15 protein-coding genes and 1 rRNA gene are annotated in these 22464 nt (G+C 68.2%); 4 read left to right on the top strand and 12 right to left on the bottom strand.

Annotated elements, in window-relative coordinates:
- Positions 1-275: 275 nt before the first annotated feature.
- From N8I87_RS29740 to thyX, 4 genes are all read right to left on the bottom strand, one after another.
- Positions 276-1803, bottom strand: a 16S ribosomal RNA gene (locus N8I87_RS29740).
- Positions 1804-2321: 518 nt separating this feature from the next.
- Positions 2322-4007, bottom strand: coding sequence for a ribonuclease J (locus tag N8I87_RS29735; protein WP_263213343.1), 1686 nt, complete (start codon positions 4005-4007; stop codon positions 2322-2324).
- 128 nt (positions 4008-4135) lie between these two features.
- The gene (dapA, locus tag N8I87_RS29730) at positions 4136-5035 is read right to left on the bottom strand and encodes a 4-hydroxy-tetrahydrodipicolinate synthase (RefSeq protein ID WP_263213342.1); all 900 of its coding nucleotides are present in this window, start codon (positions 5033-5035) and stop codon (positions 4136-4138) included.
- Positions 5036-5228: 193 nt separating this feature from the next.
- Positions 5229-5969 (bottom strand): FAD-dependent thymidylate synthase, encoded by a 741-nt coding sequence (thyX, locus tag N8I87_RS29725; protein WP_263213341.1) that lies wholly within the window; start codon positions 5967-5969, stop codon positions 5229-5231.
- Between the two features lie 226 nt (positions 5970-6195).
- Between thyX and N8I87_RS29720 the strand changes: the two genes are divergently transcribed.
- Together N8I87_RS29720 and N8I87_RS29715 are read left to right on the top strand one after the other, a co-directional pair.
- Positions 6196-6432 carry a hypothetical protein gene (locus N8I87_RS29720; protein WP_263213339.1) on the top strand — a complete coding sequence of 79 codons (237 nt, stop codon included), beginning with the start codon at positions 6196-6198 and terminating at the stop codon, positions 6430-6432.
- 89 nt (positions 6433-6521) lie between these two features.
- Positions 6522-7076 carry an SCO5741 family PH domain-containing membrane protein gene (locus tag N8I87_RS29715; protein WP_263213337.1) on the top strand — a complete coding sequence of 185 codons (555 nt, stop codon included), beginning with the start codon at positions 6522-6524 and terminating at the stop codon, positions 7074-7076.
- A gap of 347 nt (positions 7077-7423) precedes the next feature.
- On the opposite strand, the gene N8I87_RS29710 is transcribed toward N8I87_RS29715, so the two are convergent.
- The 6 genes from N8I87_RS29710 to N8I87_RS29685 form a co-directional block, all read right to left on the bottom strand.
- Entirely contained in the window at positions 7424-7876 is a 453-nt protein-coding gene (locus N8I87_RS29710) for a tetratricopeptide repeat protein (RefSeq protein ID WP_263213336.1), read from the bottom strand.
- Between the two features lie 16 nt (positions 7877-7892).
- Positions 7893-8645 carry a 4-hydroxy-tetrahydrodipicolinate reductase gene (gene dapB / locus N8I87_RS29705; protein WP_263213334.1) on the bottom strand — a complete coding sequence of 251 codons (753 nt, stop codon included), beginning with the start codon at positions 8643-8645 and terminating at the stop codon, positions 7893-7895.
- A 53-nt stretch (positions 8646-8698) separates the two neighbouring features.
- Complete coding sequence (locus tag N8I87_RS29700) at positions 8699-10078, bottom strand: M16 family metallopeptidase (RefSeq protein ID WP_263213333.1); 1380 nt, start codon at positions 10076-10078, stop codon at positions 8699-8701.
- The gene (locus tag N8I87_RS29695; protein ID WP_263213331.1) at positions 10075-12321 is read right to left on the bottom strand and encodes a polyribonucleotide nucleotidyltransferase; all 2247 of its coding nucleotides are present in this window, start codon (positions 12319-12321) and stop codon (positions 10075-10077) included. The genes N8I87_RS29700 and N8I87_RS29695 overlap by 4 nt, the downstream gene beginning before the upstream one ends.
- A 303-nt stretch (positions 12322-12624) precedes the next feature.
- Positions 12625-12912 (bottom strand): 30S ribosomal protein S15, encoded by a 288-nt coding sequence (rpsO, locus tag N8I87_RS29690; protein ID WP_263213330.1) that lies wholly within the window; start codon positions 12910-12912, stop codon positions 12625-12627.
- A gap of 199 nt (positions 12913-13111) precedes the next feature.
- Complete coding sequence (locus tag N8I87_RS29685; protein WP_263213328.1) at positions 13112-14587, bottom strand: PQQ-like beta-propeller repeat protein; 1476 nt, start codon at positions 14585-14587, stop codon at positions 13112-13114.
- A 153-nt stretch (positions 14588-14740) separates the two neighbouring features.
- On the opposite strand from N8I87_RS29685, the gene N8I87_RS29680 reads away from it, so the two are divergent.
- The gene (locus tag N8I87_RS29680; protein WP_263213326.1) at positions 14741-15037 is read left to right on the top strand and encodes a DUF397 domain-containing protein; all 297 of its coding nucleotides are present in this window, start codon (positions 14741-14743) and stop codon (positions 15035-15037) included.
- Between the two features lie 51 nt (positions 15038-15088).
- Here N8I87_RS29680 and N8I87_RS29675 read toward each other — a convergent pair whose 3' ends face one another.
- Positions 15089-16576: a PQQ-like beta-propeller repeat protein gene (locus N8I87_RS29675; RefSeq protein ID WP_263213325.1), complete on the bottom strand. Its 1488-nt coding sequence runs from the start codon at positions 16574-16576 to the stop codon at positions 15089-15091.
- Positions 16577-16655: 79 nt separating this feature from the next.
- Positions 16656-18146: a type VII secretion integral membrane protein EccD gene (gene eccD / locus N8I87_RS29670; protein WP_263213324.1), complete on the bottom strand. Its 1491-nt coding sequence runs from the start codon at positions 18144-18146 to the stop codon at positions 16656-16658.
- Positions 18147-18449: 303 nt separating this feature from the next.
- On the opposite strand from eccD, the gene eccCa reads away from it, so the two are divergent.
- Complete coding sequence (eccCa, locus tag N8I87_RS29665) at positions 18450-22415, top strand: type VII secretion protein EccCa (RefSeq protein WP_263213323.1); 3966 nt, start codon at positions 18450-18452, stop codon at positions 22413-22415.
- The last annotated feature ends 49 nt before the right edge of the window (positions 22416-22464 follow it).

Here is a 22464-nt window from a genome sequence, read left to right as displayed (position 1 = left end):
TGCAGTTCTCAAACAACGACCAGCCACCCGTCACCCCACTGGAAACCAGCGAGTACACCGGGGCCGGCAACTGAAGGAAGTTCATTCCCTCAGACACCCAACAGCGTGCCCGACACCCTCGCCTCCCCATCTCGCGTTCCACGCCGAAGCAGTACTAGCGACCAGAGCAGGTCAAGTGTGCCGAGTAGTCAACGTTCCACCCATGAGCTGACCACCGTCGGACGTTTGCCGACGTAGTGGCTCTGGATCTCTTACGAGATCTAGATGCTCCTTAGAAAGGAGGTGATCCAGCCGCACCTTCCGGTACGGCTACCTTGTTACGACTTCGTCCCAATCGCCAGTCCCACCTTCGACAGCTCCCTCCCACAAGGGGTTGGGCCACCGGCTTCGGGTGTTACCGACTTTCGTGACGTGACGGGCGGTGTGTACAAGGCCCGGGAACGTATTCACCGCAGCAATGCTGATCTGCGATTACTAGCGACTCCGACTTCATGGGGTCGAGTTGCAGACCCCAATCCGAACTGAGACCGGCTTTTTGAGATTCGCTCCACCTCACGGTATCGCAGCTCATTGTACCGGCCATTGTAGCACGTGTGCAGCCCAAGACATAAGGGGCATGATGACTTGACGTCGTCCCCACCTTCCTCCGAGTTGACCCCGGCGGTCTCCTGTGAGTCCCCATCACCCCGAAGGGCATGCTGGCAACACAGAACAAGGGTTGCGCTCGTTGCGGGACTTAACCCAACATCTCACGACACGAGCTGACGACAGCCATGCACCACCTGTACACCGACCACAAGGGGGACCCTGTCTCCAGGGTTTTCCGGTGTATGTCAAGCCTTGGTAAGGTTCTTCGCGTTGCGTCGAATTAAGCCACATGCTCCGCCGCTTGTGCGGGCCCCCGTCAATTCCTTTGAGTTTTAGCCTTGCGGCCGTACTCCCCAGGCGGGGAACTTAATGCGTTAGCTGCGGCACCGACGACGTGGAATGTCGCCAACACCTAGTTCCCACCGTTTACGGCGTGGACTACCAGGGTATCTAATCCTGTTCGCTCCCCACGCTTTCGCTCCTCAGCGTCAGTAATGGCCCAGAGATCCGCCTTCGCCACCGGTGTTCCTCCTGATATCTGCGCATTTCACCGCTACACCAGGAATTCCGATCTCCCCTACCACACTCTAGCTAGCCCGTATCGACTGCAGACCCGAGGTTAAGCCTCGGGCTTTCACAATCGACGTGACAAGCCGCCTACGAGCTCTTTACGCCCAATAATTCCGGACAACGCTTGCGCCCTACGTATTACCGCGGCTGCTGGCACGTAGTTAGCTAAGCGCTTCTTCTGCAGGTACCGTCACTTTCGCTTCTTCCCTGCTGAAAGAGGTTTACAACCCGAAGGCCGTCATCCCTCACGCGGCGTCGCTGCATCAGGCTTTCGCCCATTGTGCAATATTCCCCACTGCTGCCTCCCGTAGGAGTCTGGGCCGTGTCTCAGTCCCAGTGTGGCCGGTCGCCCTCTCAGGCCGGCTACCCGTCGTCGCCTTGGTGAGCCATTACCTCACCAACAAGCTGATAGGCCGCGGGCTCATCCTTCACCGCCGGAGCTTTCCACCACCCGACCATGCGGTCAGTGGTTGTATCCGGTATTAGACCCCGTTTCCAGGGCTTGTCCCAGAGTGAAGGGCAGATTGCCCACGTGTTACTCACCCGTTCGCCACTAATCCACCCCGAAGGGCTTCATCGTTCGACTTGCATGTGTTAAGCACGCCGCCAGCGTTCGTCCTGAGCCAGGATCAAACTCTCCGTGAATGTTTACTCGGCCAGTAAATTAATACAGCCGGTTGAACACCACGAGAGCGGTGCGAGAGGAGGAATAGTCCCCTCGCACACAGCGTCCTCGCTGTGTTATTTCAAAGGAACCTCGTCCCAGTCATGACGACCGGAGACGGGGTATCAACATATCTGGCGTTGACTTTTGGCACGCTGTTGAGTTCTCAAGGAACGGACGCTTCCTTTGTACTCACCCTCTCGGGCTTTCCTCCGGGCGCTTCCCTTCGGTCTTGCGTTTCCGACTCTATCAGATCTTTTCCGACCCGATTTCCTCGGTGCTTTCCAGGTTCTCGCTCTCGCGTTTCCCTTTCCGGCGGCTCCGACTTTATCAGAGATTCTGAGTCGGAATTTCCACCCGCTTCGGGAGGGTCTCTTGCGCGCACAACGCGGCCGAGGTTCCCGTTCAGGCGGAGCCGTAAACGTACTGGAGCGGGGCGCCCCGATGCAAATCGAGGCGCCCCGCTCCGGGTTCACGCTTACGAGGGGTCGTACGTGTGTCAGACCTCCACGACGACCGGCAGGATCATCGGCCTGCGCCGATAGGTGTCGGAGACCCACTTGCCCAGCGTGCGGCGGATGAGTTGCTGCAGCTGGTGGGGTTCCACGACGCCGTCCTGAGCCGACCGCTCCAGTACCTCGGTGATCTTCGGGATGACCTCTCCGAAGGCCGAGTCGTCGATCCCGGAGCCGCGAGCGTGGACGTGCGGGCCGCCCGTGATCTTGCCGGTGGACGAGTCGACCACCACGAAGACCGAGATGATGCCCTCGTCGCCGAGGATCTTGCGGTCCTTGAGCGCCGGCTCGCCGACGTCGCCGACCGAGAGGCCGTCGACGTACACATAGCCGGCCTGGATCTTGCCGGAGATCTTCGCCTTGCCCTCGACGAGGTCGACGACCACGCCGTCCTCGGCGATGACGATCCGGTCGTGCGGTACGCCCGTCAGGGCGCCCAGCTCGGCGTTGGCCCGCAGATGGCGCCATTCGCCGTGGACCGGCATCAGGTTCTTCGGGCGGCAGATGTTGTAGAAGTACAGTAGCTCGCCCGCGGAGGCATGGCCGGAAACATGCACCTTGGCGTTGCCCTTGTGGACGACGTTCGCGCCCCAGCGGGTCAGGCCGTTGATGACGCGGTAGACCGCGTTCTCGTTCCCGGGGATGAGGGACGAGGCCAGGATGACCGTGTCGCCCTCGACGATGCGGATCTGGTGGTCACGGTTGGCCATCCGGGACAGAGCCGCCATCGGCTCTCCCTGGGAGCCCGTGCAGACCAGGACCACCTCGCTGTCCGGCAGGTCGTCCAGCGTCCTGACATCGACCACCAGGCCTGGTGGGACCTTCAGATAGCCGAGGTCGCGGGCGATGCCCATGTTGCGGACCATCGAGCGGCCGACGAAGGCGACCCGGCGGCCGTACTCGTGTGCCGCATCCAGAATCTGCTGGATGCGGTGGACGTGGCTGGCGAAGCTCGCCACGATGATCCGCTTGCGGGCACCCCCGAAGACCTGGCGCAGGACGTTGGAGATGTCCCGCTCGTGCGGGGTGAAGCCGGGGACCTCGGCGTTCGTGGAGTCGGCGAGGAGGAGGTCGATGCCTTCCTCGCTCAGGCGTGCGAACGCATGCAGATCCGTCAGTCGGTTGTCGAGCGGCAGCTGGTCCATCTTGAAGTCGCCCGTGTGCACCACCATGCCGGCGGGGGTGCGGATGGCCACGGCCAGGGCGTCCGGGATGGAGTGGTTGACCGCGACGAACTCGCAGTCGAAGGGGCCGACGCGCTCGCGGTTCCCCTCCGCCACCTCCAGGGTGTACGGGCGGATGCGGTGCTCCTGGAGCTTCGCCTCGATGAGCGCGAGGGTCAGCTTGGAGCCGATCAGCGGGATGTCCGGCTTCTCGCGGAGAAGGTACGGAACGCCGCCGATGTGGTCCTCGTGGCCATGGGTGAGGACGATGCCCTCGATGTCGTCGAGGCGGTCCCGGATGGACGAGAAGTCCGGCAGGATCAGGTCGATTCCGGGTTGCTCCTCCTCGGGGAAGAGCACGCCGCAGTCGACGATCAACAGGCGGCCGCCGTACTCGAAGACCGTCATGTTCCGGCCGATCTCGCCGAGGCCACCGAGCGGGGTGACCCTCAGACCGCCTTCGGGGAGCGGCGGGGGCGGGCCCAGTTCAGGATGCGGATGACTCAAAAGACTCTCCTCACCACGCACGCCACGTACCGGTAGGGCACGTGGCGCGCGTGACGTTCGTGCAGAAGCAGTTGTCGTTGTGGGGTGCAGGCACCGGTGTCCTGCCTATTCAGTTGTGAAGTCTGGTGTCAGAGCTGTACCCCGCCGGCGGCAAGATCGATCTTGAGCTGGGCAATCTCCTCGGTCGAGCATTCGACCATGGGCGCGCGCAGCGGCCCGGCGGGCAGGCCCTGGAGGGCGAGCGCGGCCTTCGTCGTCATGACGCCCTGGGTGCGGAACATGCCCGTGTAGACGGGGAGCAGCTTCTGGTGGATCTCGGTGGCCTTCTGGACGTCGCCGGAGGTGAAGGCCTCGACGAGGGCCCGCAGGTCCGGAGTGACCACATGGCCGACGACCGAGACGAAGCCGACCGCGCCCACGGAGAGCAGCGGCAGGTTGAGCATGTCGTCGCCGGAGTACCAGGCCAGGCCGGACTGGGCGATGGCCCAGCTGGCGCGGCCGAGGTCACCCTTGGCGTCCTTGTTGGCGACGATTCTCGGGTGCTCGGCGAGGCGGACGAGCGTCTCCGTGTTGATCGGGACGCCGCTGCGGCCGGGGATGTCGTACAGCATGACCGGCAGCTCGGCGGCGTCGGCGACGGCCGTGAAGTGCCGGTACAGGCCCTCCTGCGGGGGCTTGTTGTAGTACGGGGTGACGACCAGGAGGCCGTGTGCGCCCACCCGCTCGGCGGCTCGCGCCAGCTCGATGCTGTGGTGGGTGTCGTTGGTGCCGACGCCGGCCACGATGTGGGCCCGGTCGCCGACGGCCTCAAGTACGGCTCGTACGAGATCCGATTTCTCCGCGTCGCTGGTGGTGGGGGACTCACCGGTGGTGCCGTTGATGATCAGGCCGTCGTTGCCTGCGTCCACCAGGTGGGTGGCGAGCCGCTGCGCGCCGTCGAGGTCAAGTGCGCCGTCCGCCGTGAAGGGCGTGACCATGGCGGTGAGGACCCGCCCGAAGGGGGTCTGCGGAGTGGAGGTCGGAGCCATGGGTAACACGCTACTCGCTGCCCAATACGTGGTCTGCCCTTGGGGTGCGGGGAAAGTCATGACAAATGTGGAGCCCGGCACTGCCTGCTCGGGGGTTCAGGCAGTGCCGGGTCCGTTTGATCAGGCTAGATGAACTTCCGCAAATGCCGCAATACGGACACTTCACCTGGCTGACCCGTACACGTGTACCGGGCTACGGTGCGACGCGGCCGTTGGCGTTGAAGGCGGCGTGCGTCAGCGGCATGAGCTCGGCCCATGCGGCCTCCATCCTCTCGCCGACCATCTCGATCTCCCGCTGCGGGAAGGACGGCACCTTGGCAAGCTCGTGCTGGGTGCGCAGGCCGAGGAAGTGCATCAGCGAGCGGGCGTTGCAGGTGGCGTACATCGAGGAGAACAGGCCGACCGGGAGGACCGAGCGGGCCACCTCGCGGGCGACACCGGCGGCGAGCATCTCCTGGTACGCCTCGTACGCGTGGACGTACGAGTCCTCCATCACGCGGCCGACCAGTTCCTGCTGGGCCTGGGTGCCCTCCACGAAGACGTACTTGCCCGGGCGGCCCTCCTGGACCAGCTTGCGGGACTCGTCGGGGACGTAGAAGACCGGCTGGAGCTCGCGGTAGCGGCCGCTCTCCTCGTTGTACGACCAGCCCACGCGGTGCCGCATGAACTCGCGGAACACGAAGATCGGGGCGCTGATGAAGAACGTCATCGAGTTGTGCTCGAAGGGGCTGCCGTGCCGGTCCCGCATCAGGTAGTTGATCAGGCCCTTGGAGCGCTCCGGGTCCTTTGTCAGCTCGTCCAGCGACTGCTCGCCGGCGGTGGAGACGCGGGCGGCCCACAGCACGTCGGAGTCGGCCGCGCTGTGCTTGACCAGCTCGACGGTGACATCGCTCCGGAAGCTGGGCTTGAGGGCGTCGGCGGGGGTGTCGGTCACGGCTCGGAGGGTCCTTCCATCACTTCTCTCGGGCGGCGCCCACTCTACGGCCCGGCACTGACATCGGGGCGTTCGGTACCGGGGCGCGACATCTTCGGCGAACTTCGGATTCGGCGAACTTCGGAGAACTTCTGTGAATTCGGGGCAAGAGGGCACCATTTGCGTCTCTCGCTCGTCTGTGTTGGTGAGAGCCACTCGTTCGATCCCCGAAGGGAGACGCAGTCCGATGTCCCGTCGGCGCGAGCCCGTCCCGTTCGCCTTCCTCGCCGAGGCCGACACGTTCCGCAGCAATGTCGCTCCCCCGCCCCGCCGGCGGTCTTCCGTCGGTCAGGTGGCCGGGCGCTGGCTGCTGGGACTCACGATCGTCGCCGGGCTCGTGGGCTCCGTCGTCCTCGGTGGACCGGCGCTGTCCACCCCCTCCACCACGCGGACCCAGCAGTCCCAGGCGTCCCAGGGGCACTGACCCTTCCGGACCCCCACGGGTGGTGGGGGTTGCACACAGGCGGATAGCCTCACCGGGCACAGCCCATGTGGAATGAGTGAGGACCAGCCGTGCCCCTGCCCTTCCTGACGGCCGACCGCACCTTCGAGGCAGCCGACGACGTCGCCCTGCCCTACGACGACCGCACGCGCTGGCGGCGCCCCTACCGGCCCGGGCCGTGGCGGGTGGCCGTCGCCGCGCTGTGGCTTCTGCTCGCCTCGTATGTGCTGTTCGCGGCGGTCCTGATCGCCCTGACCGGCTCGTCGTCCTCCGCCACGGTGATCCTCTGCATCGCGCTGGCCTTCATCGCCGTGGCGCTGCGGCTGCTGCGCATGGGCGTGTGGGTGAGCGCGCGCGGGGTGCGCCAGGTGGCCTTCCTCGTGACGCGTACGGTGCCCTGGAAGCAAGTGGTCTCGGTGCGCACGGCGCAACAGCCGGTGCGCTGGCTGGGGCTGCCGCGCACGGTGCAGGGCCAGGCGCTGACCTTCGTACGCAAGGACCGCGCCGCCGGGGACACGGCCCCGCTGCTGACCACGCACGACCTCGACTTCCTGGGCCGCGCTTCGGCCTTCGACAGGGCAGCGGACGCGGTGGAGGCATGGGCGGCGGAGTACCGCCAGGGCTGACGGGGGCTGCCGCGACGGGGCTGCCGCCCGGGGCAACGCGAGAAGGCCGGCCTGCTGCAGCCTGCGGGCGAGCCTCTGCTCCATACAGGTGCACCGGGGACCCTGGGCTGCCGCTCGGGCGCCGCGAAGGGACCGGTCCGCGGTGGTGCGGGCCGACCCCTTCCTTCGCACCCGTGCGGCAGAGGGTCCTTTGAAGACCTCGGCGGTGGAATGCGGCGGGGCTGCCTCTCGCAGAACGCGAAAAGGCCGGTCCGCGGCAGTTCGGGCCGGCCTCTCTTACGCGCAGGTACGGCCGAGGGCCCGTCCGCGGTAGTGCTGGTCGGCCCCTACCGCGGGACGCGTCCGTGTCAGGTCTGAGCCGGCTTGCCCGCGTGGAGGGCGATGGCTCGTTGCATTGCCTTGCGGGCTCGCGGGGTGTCGCGGGCGTCGTGGTAGGCGACCGCCAGGCGGAACCAGCTGCGCCAGTCGTCGGGGGACGCCTCCGTCTCGGCCTTGCGCTTGGCGAAGACCTCGTCGGCCGAGTCACGGTCGATACGGCCGCCGGCGGTGCGTTTGAGCTCGTCGACGGGCAGGCCGCCCTCCGCGTCGAGCTCGGCGGCGAGCCGGTTGGCGTTGCGGACGAACTGGGTGTTCTTCCACAGGAACCACAGACCGATCACCGGCAGGATCAGCACCGCGACCCCGAAGGTGACGGTGATGAGCGTGCCGGACTGGATGAGCATGACGCCGCGGCTGCCGACCAGGACGAAGTAGAAGACCAGGACGGCGGCCGTCACGGCATAGGAGATCTTCGCGCGCATGTGCAGGGGTCCTCGGTCAGCCCAGGTCCAGGAAGTGCTCCAGGCCGAACGTCAGGCCCGGAGTCGACACCACGCGGCGGGCGCCGAGCAGGATGCCCGGCATGAAGCTGCTGTGGTGCAGGGAGTCGTGGCGGACGGTGAGGGTCTCGCCCTCGCCGCCCAGCAGGACCTCCTGGTGGGCCAGCAGGCCACGCAGCCGGACCGCGTGCACCGGGATGCCGTCGACGTCGGCGCCGCGGGCCCCCTCCAGGGCCGTCACGGTCGCGTCCGGCGCCGGGGCCGTACCGGCGGTGCGGCGGGCCTCGGCGATGAGCTGGGCGGTGCGCGTGGCGGTGCCGGACGGGGCGTCGACCTTGTTCGGGTGGTGGAGTTCGACGACCTCCACCGACTCGAAGTACGGTGCCGCGATCTGCGCGAACTTCATGGTCAGAACGGCCCCGATGGAGAAGTTCGGCGCGATCAGCACACCGACCTCCGGGGACTGGGCGAGCCAGCCCCTGAGCTGCGCCAGGCGCTCGTCGGTCCAGCCGGTCGTGCCGACGACCGCGTGGATGCCGTGGCGCACGCAGAAGTCGAGGTTGCCCATCACCGAGGCGGGGGTGGTCAGTTCGACCACGACCTGGGCACCGGTCTCCACCAGGGTCTCCAGCTTGTCGCCCCGGCCGAGGGCGGCGACCAGCTCCATGTCCTCGGCGGCCTCGACGGCCCGTACCGCCTCGGAACCGATCCGGCCCTTGGCACCGAGGACCGCCACGCGCAGCTTGCTCATCTTCATGCTTCCTAACCGGAGATGTTCGGCCGGGGGTGTTCAGCCGGAGGGTTTCAGGCGACGGCGTCGTGCAGCCGGGAGGCCTGCTTGTCCTTGAGCGGGCCGATGACCGACAGCGACGGACGCTGTCCCAGGATGTCGCGGGCGACCTCGCGGACCTCGTCCGGGGTCACGGCCGCTATCCGGGTCAGCATGTCGTCGACGGACATCTGCTCGCCCCAGCACAGCTCGCTCTTGCCGATACGGTTCATCAGCGCGCCGGTGTCCTCGAGCCCCAGGACGGTCGAGCCCTGCAACTGCCCTATGGCGCGGCCGATCTCGTCGTCCGACAGACCGTTGCCGGCGACATGGTCGAGCTCGTCGCGGCAGATCTTGAGCACGTCGTGGACCTGCGAGGGACGACAGCCCGCGTACACGCCGAAGAGACCGCAGTCGGCGAAGCCGGAGGTGTACGAGTACACGCTGTAGGCCAGGCCGCGCTTCTCCCGGACCTCCTGGAAGAGACGGGACGACATACCGCCGCCGAGGGCCGTGTTCAGCACGCCGAGCGCCCAGCGGCGGTCGTCCGTGCGGGCCAGGCCGGGCATGCCGAGGACGACGTGCGCCTGCTCGGTCTTGCGGCCGAGGAGTTCGACGCGGCCCGCGGTGCGGATGCTGCGCCGGCCGTTGCGGGGCGCGACGGGCTCGGCCGCGGTGGTCTTGAAGGCGCCCGCCCTGTCGAAGGCGGCACGGACCTGTCGTACGACCTTGTTGTGGTCGATGTTGCCCGCGGCCGCGACCACCAGGTGGGTGGGGTCGTAGTGCTTCTTGTAGAAGCGGCGGATGCGGTCGGCGGTCAGGGCGTTGACCGTGTCGACCGTACCGAGGACCGGGCGGCCGAGGGCGTTGTCGCCGAACATCGTGTGCGCGAACAGGTCGTGCACACAGTCGCCCGGGTCGTCCTCGGTCATCGCGATCTCCTCGAGGATCGCGCCGCGCTCGACGTTGACGTCCTCTTCGAGGATCAGCGAGCCGGTGAGCATGTCGCAGACGACGTCGATGGCGAGCGGCAGGTCGGTGTCGAGCACGCGCGCGTAGTAGCACGTGTACTCCTTCGCCGTGAACGCGTTCATCTCGCCGCCGACCGCGTCGATGGCGGAGGAGATGTCCAGGGCGGAGCGGCGCGTGGTGCCCTTGAAGAGCAGGTGCTCCAGATAGTGCGTGGCGCCGTTCAGCGCGGGCGTCTCGTCGCGGGAGCCGACGTGCGCCCAGATGCCGAAGGTCGCCGAGCGCACGGAGGGCAGGGTCTCCGTGACGATGCGCAGGCCGCCCGGGAGGGTGGTCTTACGCACCGTACCGATCCCTCCGGCGCCCTTGATCAGGGTTTGGGTACGGGCGACGGCCCGCGCCTCCGAAGAGGTGCGGGCCGTCGCCTTGGAGCTACTCGACGTCACTTGTCGGTGTCGTCCTTCTTGTCCTCGCCGCCCGCGGCGGAGCCGCTGTCGGCTGCGGATTCCTCGCCCTCGATCACGGGGATCAGGGAGAGCTTGCCGCGGGAGTCGATCTCGGCGATCTCGACCTGGACCTTCTGGCCCACGCCGACGACGTCCTCGACGTTCTCCACGCGCTTGCCGCCGGCCAGCTTGCGGATCTGCGAGATGTGCAGCAGACCGTCCTTGCCGGGCAGCAGGGAGACGAACGCACCGAAGGTGGTCGTCTTCACGACCGTACCGAGGTAGCGCTCGCCGACCTCGGGCATCGTCGGGTTGGCGATGCCGTTGATCGTGGCGCGGGCGGCCTCGGCGGACGGGCCGTCGGCGGCACCGATGTAGATCGTGCCGTCGTCCTCGATGGTGATGTCGGCGCCGGTGTCCTCCTGGATCTGGTTGATCATCTTGCCCTTGGGGCCGATGACCTCACCGATCTTGTCGACCGGGATCTTGACGGTGATGATCCGCGGGGCGTGCGGGGACATCTCGTCGGGCCGGTCGATGGCCTCCATCATCACGTCGAGGATGTGGAGACGGGCGTCGCGGGCCTGCTTGAGGGCCGCGGCCAGGACGGAGGCCGGGATGCCGTCCAGCTTGGTGTCGAGCTGGAGGGCGGTCACGAACTCCTTGGTGCCCGCGACCTTGAAGTCCATGTCACCGAAGGCGTCCTCCGCACCGAGGATGTCGGTGAGGGTGACGTAGTGCGTCTCACCCTCGATCTCCTGGGAGATCAGACCCATGGCGATACCGGCGACCGGGGCCTTCAGCGGCACACCGGCGTTCAGCAGCGACATGGTGGAGGCGCAGACCGAGCCCATGGACGTCGAGCCGTTGGAGCTCAGCGCCTCGGAGACCTGGCGGATCGCGTACGGGAACTCCTCGCGCGTCGGCAGCACCGGCACCAGCGCGCGCTCGGCGAGGGCGCCGTGGCCGATCTCGCGGCGCTTCGGGGAGCCGACACGGCCGGTCTCGCCGGTGGAGTACGGCGGGAAGTTGTAGTTGTGCATGTAGCGCTTGCGGGTCACCGGAGAGAGGGTGTCCAGCTGCTGCTCCATGCGGAGCATGTTCAGGGTGGTGACGCCCAGGATCTGGGTCTCGCCACGCTCGAACACCGCGGAACCGTGCACCCGCGGGAGGGCCTCGACCTCGGCGGCGAGCGTGCGGATGTCCGTCACGCCACGGCCGTCGATGCGCTTCTTCTCCTTGATCACGCGCTCGCGGACCAGCTGCTTGGTGAGCGAGCGGTACGCGGCGGAGATCTCCTTCTCGCGGCCCTCGAACTCCGGCAGGAGCTTCTCGGCGGCGAGCACCTTGACGCGGTCCAGCTCGGACTCGCGCTCCTGCTTGCCCGCGATGGTCAGCGCGGAGGCGAGCTCCGGGCGGACGGCGGCGGAGAGCGCCTCCAGGATGTCGTCCTGGTAGTCGAGGAAGATCGGGAACTCGGCGGTCGGCTTGGCGGCCTTCGCGGCGAGGTCGGCCTGGGCCTTGCACAGGACCTTGATGAAGGGCTTCGCGGCCTCCAGGCCAGCGGCGACGACGTCCTCGGTCGGCGCCTCGGAGCCGCCCTCGATCAGCTTGATCGTGTGGTCGGTGGCCTCGGCCTCGACCATCATGATCGCGACGTCGCCGTCCTCCAGGACGCGACCGGCGACCACCATGTCGAAGACGGCGTCCTCGAGCTCGGTGTGCGTCGGGAACGCGACCCACTGGCCGCGGATCAGCGCGACGCGGACGCCGCCGATCGGGCCGGAGAAGGGCAGACCGGCCAGCTGCGTGGACGCGGACGCGGCGTTGATCGCCACGACGTCGTACAGGTGGTCGGGGTTGAGGGCCATGATCGTCGCGACGACCTGGATCTCGTTGCGCAGGCCCTTCTTGAAGGACGGGCGCAGCGGGCGGTCGATCAGACGGCAGGTGAGGATCGCGTCCTCGGAGGGACGGCCCTCACGGCGGAAGAAGCTGCCGGGGATCTTGCCGGCGGCGTACATCCGCTCCTCGACGTCCACCGTCAGGGGGAAGAAGTCGAGCTGGTCCTTGGGGTTCTTGGATGCGGTGGTGGCCGACAGCACCATGGTGTCGTCGTCCAGGTACGCAACGGCGGAGCCGGCGGCCTGCTTGGCCAGGCGGCCCGTCTCGAAGCGGATGGTACGGGTGCCGAAGGCGCCGTTGTCGATGACGGCCTCGGCGTAGTGGGTCTCGTTCTCCACTAGCGTTTTCTCCTCGTCTTCGTCCCTGGCTGCCCGTATGGCAGGGGGACGGTTGCGGAGAAGCGCTCCGTGCGGTGCGGGCCGGTCTTCGATCGAAGCACCCGGGGTTCGCTTCCCCCCGGGGGCCACTACCGAGGACCGGCGGCGGCTAGGTGCGCTTCTCCTCTTCTTGTTGTGCTGTGTCGTCCGTAATGCGTTGTGCTACCACACTACAAAGCGTGAGTGACACTCCGCACGTTTCCGCACGTACGGCAAAGGGAGCGGCCCCCGAGTCGTATCGGGAACCGCTCCCTTCACGGCGTCTTACTTGGCGCCCGCAGCACCGCGGCGGATGCCGAGGCGGTCGACCAGCGTACGGAAGCGCTGGATGTCCTTCTTGGCCAGGTACTGCAGCAGCCGGCGGCGCTGACCGACCAGGATGAGCAGACCACGGCGGGAGTGGTGGTCGTGCTTGTGGGTCTTGAGGTGCTCCGTCAGGTCGGAGATCCGACGGGAGAGCATGGCGACCTGGACCTCGGGGGAGCCGGTGTCACCCTCCTTGGTACCGAACTCGCCGATGATCTGCTTCTTCGTAGCGGCGTCGAGCGACACGCGTACTCCTCATAGTCCGTGAGTGGCCGACCGAGCGCCCCCGGTCTTCTGCTCGGGGGAACTTCCATCACTCGGAAGGCGGAGATCCGCTGCGCGCGGCCTCCAGGGCATGCAGGGGGTGCCTGCGGGGCTCCGGGGGTGCGTACACATACGGCCGTCACTCAGGGTACCAGCCCGGACGGATGGCCCTGCCCCCGGCTCAGCGCACGCTCTCGATGCCGACCGCGACGGTAGCGATCTCGCCCACCTGGCCCTTGTTCTCCGGTCCGTCGACGCTCGTCTCGGCGAAGTAGGCCCGGCCGTGCTCGTACAGCACATCGCCCGTCGTCGGATCACGGAGAGGCTGCATGTCCACGTCGGGGCTCTCCGCGAAGAGCAGGAGGAGCTTCTCTCGTCCCGTGGCCGGGTCGATGGCGACGAAGACGCTGGGCGAATAGCCACCGCTCTCACGGTAGGCGATCAGTTTGCCGCCGCTCATTCTTATGGGGTACATCTGCCCGCCCGACGGGGAGTCGAACTTGAGCTCGCTCTTTCCGGTGGCCAGGTCGAAGGCGACGATGTCCTCGTCCGTGGCGATGTAGACCTGCCGCTCCCCCACGACGATCGCATGGCAGCTGTCGACCTCGGGGCTGAAGGTCTTGTAGCAGTCGACGGTCTGGTGCTGCCGGATCAACGGGATCCGCGCGCGGGCGCGGCCCCCGTCGTCGAGGGAGATCAGGTCGGTGACGAGGTCGTCACCCGCCGCGACGGCGATGACGGCCGGCGACGAGGAGACCAGGTAGACGTCCTTGACGCCGCGGGCCACTCTGTACGTCCACTTCGTACGGCCACTGCGGGGGTCGATGCGTTGTACCTGGTACGTGGGTGCGGCCGAGTCACCGCAGTTGAGGAGCGCGAGCAGGTGCCGTCCCCCGGCGAAGCCCTCGTCCGCGCAGGCCGAGGGGGTGGTGTCGGCCCACAGCCGCCGCCCGCTGGTCATGTCGTAGGCGGCCGAGCCCTGGCTCCAGGCGAGGGCGACGGCGCCGTCGGTCATGGTCACGGTGACGCCGGTGGGCGGATTCTCCCCGGGCAGCTTGGCCTGCCAGAGCTTCCTGCCCTTGTCGAGATCGACGAGCGCAAGGCCGTCGCAGAGCCGTGTCATGGTGACTTCGGGGGCTGCCGCGGGCTCGGCGGCCTCCGTGGAGAAGGCCACGGCTGTCCAGCCCGCCACGCTGACGTGGCGTGTCGTGGCGCAGAGGGGGCCGGGAAAGGTCAGCTTCCATGTCCTGGCCTTGGCGTCCTTCTTCTTCTCCTCGGGAACGTCCATGGCCACGCCCTGTATGTGGTTCCCGAAGCCCTTGGCGAATGTCTTGTCCGTGGCCCACGTGCCCGGTGCACCGACCTTCTTGCCCACCTCCTTGATCTGCTCGGTGTACTCGAACGCCGCCTTGCCCTCGACCGACTTCGGGGGAGTCTCCACGGTCTCCCTGATGTCGTCGGGATCCTGTCGGGCAGCCGCCCGACGCTCACCGGCCGATGTCCCGCCACCGGCCTCGGCAAGACCCCAGACCGCCAGACACGCGGCCGCGACCACCGCGGCCGTCACGCCCATGACGAGGTGTCTGCCGCGTCTTCTGCGCCGGTCGCCCTCCAGTGCGGACTGCGTGTACGGGGACGGCGGCGGGCCGAAACTCACGGGTGAACTCTTTCTGCCGGGAAGGCCGACGCCTGTGACGGTGTTGTCACCCTTCGCGAACGGGCGCACATCGGTGAACGTCTGACCTGGGACAACATTGGCAAGTAGGGTGACTGCGCAGCTCGTTGAGACAGCAGGAAGGACCTGGTCGCCATGACCGATGCCGAGGACAGGGAACTCAAGGCGCGCAAGGAGCGGGAACGGGACGAGCTGTACGCGCTCGACATCTCGGACGTCGAATGGCACTGCGCACCAGGAACGGAGGAGCACGAGGAGCGGGTCGAGATCGCGTACCTGCCCGAAGGTGCCGTTGCGATGCGGTCGTCCCTCGACCCGGACACCGTGCTGCGGTACACGGAGGCCGAGTGGCGGGCGTTCGTGCTGGGGGCGCGGGACGGGGAGTTCGACCTGGAGCCGATGGAGCACAACGGAGGGCTCACCCCGCAGTGACAGGAAACGGGCGGCACGCGCGCGTGCCGCCCGTCCACGCATCCCTGCGGCTCAACCGGCACTCCCGACACCGAGGGCCGACAGCACTGGGTCCTTGGGGTGCTTGGGGTCTGCGGACAGCTCCTGCTTCGCGAAGAAGACCCGGCCCCGCTCCACGACGATGTCCGACTGCTCGGGATCGCCCAGCATGTGGTTGTCGCCGCCCGAGAGGCTGAAGACGAGCAGGGCCGTCTCCTTGCCGGTGCGCGGGTTCCAGCTCACGACGGCGTCGGGTTCGATGTCGCTGAACGAACGCCGGTACACCAGCAGGTCGTCGCCTCCCATCCGCAGGGGGAAGACCGGTGACTGGGCACGCCCGTCGATCTTCCCTTCGGTCTTGCCGGTCTTGATGTCGAAGGCGACGATCCAGTTCTCCGGCTGGTCGATCTCGGTCTGGTCCTTGCTCATGACGAAAACCTGGCTTCGGCCGACGACCATGCCGGGGCACTTCTCGACGACGCCGAAGAAGCCCATCCCGTCACCGCACTTGGGGTCGTACGCACCGCTGTCCATGGAGATCGTGGCGAGGTGCCTGCCCTTGTCGTCGAGCGTGATCAGGTCGGTGACCGAGGTGTCCCCGGCCGCGACCGCCAGCACCGGCGGCTCGGACGACGGCAGGTAGACGGACTTGATTCCGGGGGCCGGCTTGTACGTCCACTGCGCCTTGCCCGTGCGCGGGTCGAGCTTCTCGACCTGGTAGGTGGTGTCGGGCGCGTCTCCACAGCGTTCCAGAGCGAGCAGCGCCCTCCCTCCGGCGAAACCCTGGTCCTCGCACTTGGAGCGGGTCGCGCTGTTCCAGAGCTGCTTGCCGTTCTTCATGTCGTACGCCACGGAGCCCTCGCCCCAGGCGACGGCGACCACGCCCTTGGTCAGGGTCAGGTTCGTGTTGGTGACGAAGGCCGAGTTCGCCGAGGGCATCGAGGACTGCCACAGCTTCTTGCCGTTGTTCAGGTCGACGAACACCACCTCGTCGCAGATGCCCGCGCCGGCGGTGCCCTTGCGCTTGGCGGGCTGCACCACGACAGCCGTGCGGCCGTCGACCGTGACGTGGCTGCTGGTGGCGCATATGTGCCCGTCCAGCTTGAGGGTCCAGGCCGTCTCGTCGTAGTGCGGCTCGACCTTGATGCCCACGATCCTGTCGGCCACGCCCTTGGCGAGGATCTTGCCTGTTGCCCAGGTGCCGGGCGCGTAGCGCGGGTGCGACTCGGTGACCCCCGCCAGTCCTTCCTCGTTGTGGTCGACCACCACCTGTCCCTCGGGCGCGGCCGGGACCTTCTCGACGGTATCCCTGACCTCGTCCGCGGCGGGAGCGGCCGCCTCCTGATGGGTGCCGGACGGTTCTCCGTCGCCGGCGCGCGTCAGGAGCCAGCCGAACACACCCAGGGCGACTGCGAGTACGGCCGCCGCAATGCCGAACAGACGCTTTCGATACCTCTTCCGCTTGTCGTGCGCCGTCAGTGAGGACTGTGTGAAGACGGAAGGAGGCGGGCCGAAGCTCACGCTGAAGGATCCCTTTCTCGACTCTCGAGGTTGCATCGCCGCGGGTGCGGTCCGTACCGGCGGGGCCGGCCGGGGGTCACTAGCTGGTCATCGCCCGAGCGGTGGCGTACACGTCGAACACGGCGAGCGCCAGAGGCACCAGCGTCAGGAGCACGAAGCCCTCGACGATCTCCAGGAATCGGCCCCAGAAGGGGCTGAGACCGCGGCGCGGGACGATGAGGCCGAGCGCGGCGACGAGAGCCGCCGCTGCCGCGATCGCGGCGACGAGCCAGATCGTACGGATGTCCAAAGCGCTGCGGTCCCCCGTGACGGCCTCGCGGATCAGCGGGTGCGGCGGGTTGAGCGCCAGGCCGAGACCGAGCAGGACGAGTGAGCCGAGCCCCGCGGCCAGGAGCGGGGCCACCTGACCGGTGTAGCGGAAGAGCTGGGCTCGCGTGAGCAGCGCGACGGCGGTGGCGAGGGCGAGGAGCTGGGCCCAGATGTCGTCGGAGAATCCGAGCACCGCGCACGCGGCGACACCGGTCAGCGCACAGCCGCCCACGAGCCCCACGAGGATTTCATGGCCACGGCGGGCCTGTGCCTCGATCCGGCCGAGGTCCACCGGCTCGGGTGCCACGCCCTCCGCGGCGTACACGCTGCGCGGTGCGGTGTCCGGCGGGTCGAAGCCGATCGGCAGCCTGGCGAAGCGCATGGAGAGGCCCGGCAGGAAGGCCAGGCCACCGACCGCGACGGGCGCGCACAGAGCGGCGATCTCCGTCGGTGTCCAGTGCACGAGGATCGCCACGAACACGGTGATCAGCCCGACCGCGGAGGCGACGACGAAGGCGACGAACGGTCCGTCGCCGCCGGGTGCGCACAGGGTGAGGATCACCGCGACGACCAGGACCGCCGCACAGGCGAGCAGGAACTGCAGCTTGCCGATGCCCTGGCCGTGGGCGAGGGAGAGAAGCCCGGAGCCCGCTACACCCACGTTGGGAAGGGCACCGAGGCCCAGGGCCGTGGCCGCCCCCCGGTCGTCGTATATCCGGCCGCGCACGACGGCGAACACGACCAGCAGGACTCCGGCGACTCCGGCGAGGACGCCGGGCAGACTGTGCATGTCGTGCCGCGGATCGGCCGTCCATGCGACGAAGGAGAGCAGGACGGCGAGGACGCCTGCGCCTACGAGTCCCGCGGCACGCGTCGGTTCGCCGCTCCACAGGGTGCGATGCGGGGTCACCGCCGAGGCGACCGCCTCCGAGACGTCGTCGAAGACCGCGGGCGGCAGCGACTCGGAGAAGGGGCGCAGGGTGAGGAGTTCGCCGTCGAGGATCCGCTGCGCGGTGAAGGAACGCGAGCTGTCGAGAACGGTGCCGTCCCGGCGTACGAGGTGATAGCCGACCGGTGCGCCTTCGGCGGGGCTCTGGCGGGAGAGCCTGAGGATCTCCGGGTAGATGTCGGCGACCGGGATGTCGTCGGGCAACGCGATGTCGATCCGGCTGTCGGGCGCGACGATCGTGACGCGGCAGAAACCGAGCCCCGACCCCGTCCCGGCGCCGGGCACAGCTGTCCCCGTGGCCGTCGTGCTCACCTTGTGCTCCCCCTCAGTGATGGTTCCGCGTCCGTGATGTGAGAACCCGCGTCTTGCTCCCGTCTGGGCTCGAGCGGACGACACACAGGGCGCCGCCCGGCCCCGCCAGGAGTGGCGTGCGCCGACGCCTCGCACGGAATACCCCGGTGCGCGGGGTCTGTTCGCATGTGCTCGAGCGAACACCCGGCACCCTACCGCCACCCGGTCATTCGTGGAGTCAGTAGGATCACGCGGCGGCCTGCGTTCGCCTGTAAACGGGGGGCGGACCTCATTCTTGGGGCCCGACAAGGGAATTGGGGAGCAGTGAGTCACATCGTCGTGAAGCGCCCGCCTCGGGCGCTGCCGTCCGAAGTGCCCACGGGAGAAGTCGCTCTTCAGCCTCCCCCGGAACTTCCGCGGGGCCAGCACGAGAGCGTGCTCATGCAGTTGCTGCCGACGCTCGGCATGGGTGGCTCGGTGGTGTTCTTCTTCACGAGCGGGCAGCCGTTCATGAGGATCATGGGCATCGTGATGATCGCGTCGACGATCGCCATGTCCATCGCGATGGTGGTCCGTTTCCGGCGTGGTTCCCAGGGCCAGTTGGCCGACCTGCGGCGCGACTACCTTCGGTACCTGTCGCAGACCCGGCGGGCGGCCCTGGACACCGCCGGGGCGCAACGCGACGCGCAGTACTACCTGCATCCCTCCCCCGAGCAGCTGTGGGCCCTGGTCGCCGAGGGCAGCCGGGTGTGGGAACGCAGGCCGGGAGACGAGGACTTCGCCCAGGTGCGCGTCGGATTGGGCGCGCAGGGGCTGGCTACGCCCCTCGTCGCCCCCGAGACCGGTCCGGCCGGCCGGCTGGAACCGCTCACGGCGGGCGCGATGCAACGATTCCTCAGCCTCCACAGCACTCTGGACGACCTGCCGATCGCGGTGTCGCTGCGCGCCTTCTACCACGTCACCGTCAGCGGCGCCCCGGATTCCGTACGCTCCTGCGTGCGTGCCCTGGTCGGTTCGCTGACGGCGCTGCACTCTCCGGAGGACCTGGTCGTCGCCATCGCGGCGGGACGGGACGGGTTGCCGAACTGGGAGTGGGTCAAGTGGCTTCCCCATGCGCAGACGACCGATGCCGTTGACGGGGCGGGCGCCCGCCGGCTGATCGGCACCGACGCGCAGGCCCTGGAGACGCTGCTGACCGCCCGGCTCACCGGCCGCCCCCGGTTCCACCCGGAGGCCGGGCCGCTCCCGGACGAGCCGCACATCGTCGTCGTGCTCGACGGTGCCTCCCTGCCGCCGGACTCCGCCCTGGCCAATCCCGAAGGCCTGCAGGGCGTCACCGTCGTCGAGGTCGTGCCCGGTGAACTCACCGGCGCCCGCGGCGACCTCGCGGTCGTCGTGCAGCCCACCGTGCTGCGCCTGGAGTCGGCGGGCGGCAACGTCTACGAAGGCACTCCCGACTTCCTGTCGTACGAATCCGCCGAAGCACTTGCCCGGCAACTGGCCCCGCTGCGCATCGCCTCCGGCGGCGACGACGACGAACCGCTGCTGGCGAACCTCGAGTTCACCGACTTGCTGAACCTCGGGGACGCGGCGTCCGTGGATCCCCAGCGCACCTGGCGGCCACGCGGGCTCGCCGAACGGTTGCGGGTACCGATCGGCATCGGCGAGGACGGCCGTCCCGTCATGCTGGACATCAAGGAGGCCGCTCAGGAGGGTATGGGCCCGCACGGTCTGTGTGTGGGCGCCACCGGTTCCGGCAAGTCGGAACTGCTGCGCACGCTGGTGCTGGGCCTGGCGGTGACCCACTCCTCCGAGACCCTGAACTTCGTCCTCGCGGACTTCAAGGGCGGAGCGACGTTCGCAGGCATGGCACAGCTGCCCCATGTGGCGGCGGTCATCACCAACCTGGCGGACGACCTCACACTCGTCGACCGCATGGGCGACTCCATCCGGGGCGAGCTCAACCGGCGCCAGGAGATGCTGCGCGACGCGGGCAACTACGCCAACATCCACGACTACGAGAAGGCCCGTGCGGCGGGCGCCCCCTTGGGGCCGATCCCCTCCCTCGTGCTCGTCATCGACGAGTTCAGCGAGCTGCTGACGGCCAAACCGGACTTCATCGAGATGTTCGTCCAGATAGGCCGCATCGGGCGGTCGCTCGGCGTCCATCTGCTGCTGGCCTCGCAGCGTCTCGAGGAGGGCCGGCTGCGCGGCCTCGAAACCTATCTCTCGTACCGCATCGGTCTGCGCACCTTCTCCGCGGCCGAGTCACGTGCTGCCCTGGGCGTGCCGGACGCCTATGAGCTCCCGAACATCCCCGGGTCCGGCTTCCTGAAGTTCGGCACCGACGAAATGGTCCGGTTCAAGGCGGCGTACGTCTCCGGCGTGTACCGCTCCGGTGCCCGGCAGGCGGCAGCGGCCGGGGGGCCGCTGCCCGCGGACCGGCGGCCGGTGCTGTTCACCGCCACGGAGGTGCCCCTGCGGTACACGTCGGTCCCGCGGCCGCGGGCAGAGACGACACCGCAGGTCGACGACGCGCTCGCGGACACGGTGCTCGATGTGATCGTGCGCCGTCTGGAGGCGCAGGGCCCGGCCGCCCACCGAGTGTGGCTGCCGCCGTTGGACAGCCCTCCCTCGCTGGACGGACTGCTGCCCAAGCTCACGGCCGTGCCGGGACGCGGCCTGACGCAGCCCGGTTACGAGGGTGCCGGGAACCTCGTCGTCCCGGCAGGTCTGGTCGACAAGCCGTACGAGCAGCGTCGTGAGCCGCTGTGGCTCGACTTCTCCGGTGCCGCGGGTCACCTCCAGATCCTCGGCGGTCCGCAGTCCGGGAAGTCGACGCTGCTGAGGACGCTGATGTGCTCCTTCGCGCTCACGCACACGCCGTACGAGGTGCAGTTCTACGGGCTGGACTTCGGCGGCGGCGGCATGGCGGCGGTGGCCGGCCTGCCGCACGTGGGCGGTGTGGCGTCCCGGCTGGACCCCGAGCGGGTGAGGCGGACCGTCTCGGAGGTGTACGGCGTGCTGCGGCGCCGGGAGGAGTACTTCCGGGCGTCGGGCATCGCCTCGATAGCGGACTTCCGTACCCGGCGTGCCCGCGGTGACATCTCGGTCGTCGACCAGCCGTGGGGCGACGTGTTCCTGGTGATCGACGGCTGGGGCAACTTCCGCACGGAATACGAGGGTCTGGAGCCGGCGGTCCTGGAGATCGCGTCGCGAGGACTCGGTTACGGCATCCACCTGGTCCTGACGGCGTCACGGTCGGTGGAGGTCCGGGCGAACCTCAAGGACCACATGATGAACCGCCTCGAGCTGCGCCTCGGTGACACGATGGACTCCGAGATCGACCGGAAGGTCGCGGCGAACGTCCCCACCGGGGTGCCTGGACGCGGGCTGTCGCCGCAGCGGCTGCATTTCATGGCCGCCATCCCGAGGATCGACGGCTTGACGTCCGACACCGATCTCGCCGACGCGACCGCGGCCCTGGCGACCGAGGTGTCCCGGCACTGGGAGGCACCGGGAGCGCCGGAAGTCCGGCTGCTGCCCCGCGAGTTCCCGGCCGAGCAGCTGCCGCCGGGGGATCGGTTCCCGCAACTGGGGGTCGCGTTCGCCCTCGACGAGAACAACCTGGAGCCGGTGTTCGTCGATTTCGAGCAGGACCCGTTCTTCCTGGTCTTCGGCGAGAGCGAGTCCGGCAAGTCGAACCTGCTGCGGCTGCTCATCAAGCGGCTCACGGAGCGGTATTCGGGCGACGAGGCGAAGTTCTTCGTGGTCGACAACCGACGGTCGCTGCTGGACGTCACCCCGGCCTCGCATCTGGCCGAGTACATCCCGATGTCCAATTCCATGGACCATCACATGGTGGCCCTGTCCGAGCTGATGAAGCGGCGCACACCCACCGCCGACGTCACCGCCCAGCAGTTGCGGGAGCGGAGCTGGTGGCAAGGGCCGACGGTGTACGTGGTCGTGGACGACTACGACCTGGTGTCGACCTCCAGCGGGAACCCGTTGGCCGGCCTCACCGAACTGCTGCCGTTCGCCCGCGACGTCGGCGTGCGGTTCATCATCGCGCGATCGACGGCGGGTGCGGGGCGGGCCTCTTTCGAGGCCTTCATGCAACGGCTCACAGAACTCGGCGCACAGGGAGTGGTCCTGGCCGGTGACCCGAGCGAGGGTGATCTGCTGGGCGGCGTGCGACCGCGGCCGATGCCGGCGGGGAGGGGCGTCTTCGTCTCCCGTCGCAAGGGCAATGCGTTGGTGCAGACGGGGTTGATGCCCGTTGAGTACTAGGTGGGAGGCAGGCGCTCGGCGAGGGCGGTCACGTCACCGCTTGGGCGCC

This window comes from Streptomyces sp. HUAS 15-9 (assembly GCF_025642155.1).
In the GTDB taxonomy this organism is placed as follows: domain Bacteria; phylum Actinomycetota; class Actinomycetes; order Streptomycetales; family Streptomycetaceae; genus Streptomyces.
This window is presented reverse-complemented; position numbering and strand designations above follow the sequence as displayed.

Excerpts from the sequence above, each read along its gene's own strand:
- dapA (WP_263213342.1), bottom strand. The coding sequence starts at position 5,035 with ATGGCTCCGACCTCCACTCCGCAGACCCCCTTCGGGCGGGTCCTCACC.
- N8I87_RS29720 (WP_263213339.1), top strand. The coding sequence starts at position 6,196 with ATGTCCCGTCGGCGCGAGCCCGTCCCGTTCGCCTTCCTCGCCGAGGCC.
- N8I87_RS29710 (WP_263213336.1), bottom strand. The coding sequence starts at position 7,876 with ATGCGCGCGAAGATCTCCTATGCCGTGACGGCCGCCGTCCTGGTCTTC.
- dapB (WP_263213334.1), bottom strand. The coding sequence starts at position 8,645 with ATGAGCAAGCTGCGCGTGGCGGTCCTCGGTGCCAAGGGCCGGATCGGT.
- N8I87_RS29680 (WP_263213326.1), top strand. The coding sequence starts at position 14,741 with ATGACCGATGCCGAGGACAGGGAACTCAAGGCGCGCAAGGAGCGGGAA.